Origin of the sequence: Marinobacter xestospongiae, assembly GCF_023156385.1 — a bacterium.
Taxonomy (GTDB): Bacteria; Pseudomonadota; Gammaproteobacteria; order Pseudomonadales; family Oleiphilaceae; genus Marinobacter; species Marinobacter xestospongiae.
The window spans coordinates 1-1,111 of the sequence record NZ_JAKZAK010000064.1; the positions used below are offsets into that span (position 1 = coordinate 1).

The following is a 1,111-nucleotide window of genomic DNA, read 5'->3' on the forward strand; positions in this document are numbered from 1 at the left end:
ACTGCGTGCGCTCAATATCTAAGTGCAACACCCTCAGATCGAGTATTGTGTTGCCATGGGAAATCACTATCACCACCTCAGCACGACAGACCGCGTTACACTCATGTTGATGATGCGTCAGGGAGCCAGCCTCCGGGCCGTAGCCCGTGAGTTGAACCGTTCTCCCAGTACTTTGAGCCGGGAGTTACGGCGGCATGCGGTTGACGATCAGCCCTATGATGCCGAGGTAGCAGCCCTCTCATCACGTTCAGCGCGTCTTCCCTGCCGGCCCAAGCACAAGCTAGTCGAAGGAACGGACCTGCATAATATCGTTCTCGACATGCTACGAAACCGGTGGTCTCCCCAGCAAATCAGCGGCACACTGAAGGTCATGTTTCCAGACCAGCCCGACTATCAGGTCTCTCATGAGACGGTGTACAAAGCCATCTACGCCCAGCCTCACGGTGAGTTGCGCAAGGAGCTGATCGCATGCTTGCGTCAAGGCAAGACCAAGCGCCGGCCCCGTGCGGGCGGCGTGGACCGCCGTCAGCAGATCCCGGATCTGGTCAGCATTCACCTTCGCCCGCCTGAAGTCGATGAACGGCTCTTGCCGGGGCACTGGGAAGGCGACCTGATTAAAGGCGCGTTCAACCGCTCCGCTGTAGGCACCCTGGTTGAGCGAGTGAGTGGCCTGGTATTCCTGGCCAAGATGGACGGCGCTACCGCAACCGCCGCCGTTGAGGGCTTCAGCGCCGCTCTCAATCGGGTGCCACTGGAAATGCGCCAGACGTTCACCTACGATCAGGGCCGCGAGCTGGTGCGCCATGCAGAGATCACCCAGAAGACCGGGACGGCGATCTACTTCGCCGATCCACATAGCCCCTGGCAGCGGGCCGTCAATGAGAACACCAATGGTCTCTTGCGACAGTACATGCCCAAGGGAACAGACCTGTCAGTGTTCAGTCAGGACGAGCTTGATGCCATCGCCTTCCAGCTCAATACCCGACCTCGAAAGCGACTGGGCTTCAAGCCTCCGCTAGAGGTCTTTATGGATCTGATCAAGCGAACCCAGGAAGCGCCGTCAGGCGTTCATTAACCCGGGGTGTTGCACTTGGAGTTGGAGACCGCCCTG

Annotated in this window: 1 protein-coding gene; it reads left to right on the forward strand. The window is 59.1% G+C overall.

From position 1 onward, the window contains the following. The first annotated feature begins 55 nt into the window (after positions 1-55). On the forward strand, positions 56-1,075 hold the full coding sequence (locus MLD24_RS21480; protein WP_282450768.1) for an IS30 family transposase: 1,020 nt from the start codon (positions 56-58) through the stop codon (positions 1,073-1,075). The last annotated feature ends 36 nt before the right edge of the window (positions 1,076-1,111 follow it).

Excerpts from the sequence above, each read along its gene's own strand:
- MLD24_RS21480 (WP_282450768.1), top strand. The coding sequence starts at position 56 with ATGGGAAATCACTATCACCACCTCAGCACGACAGACCGCGTTACACTC.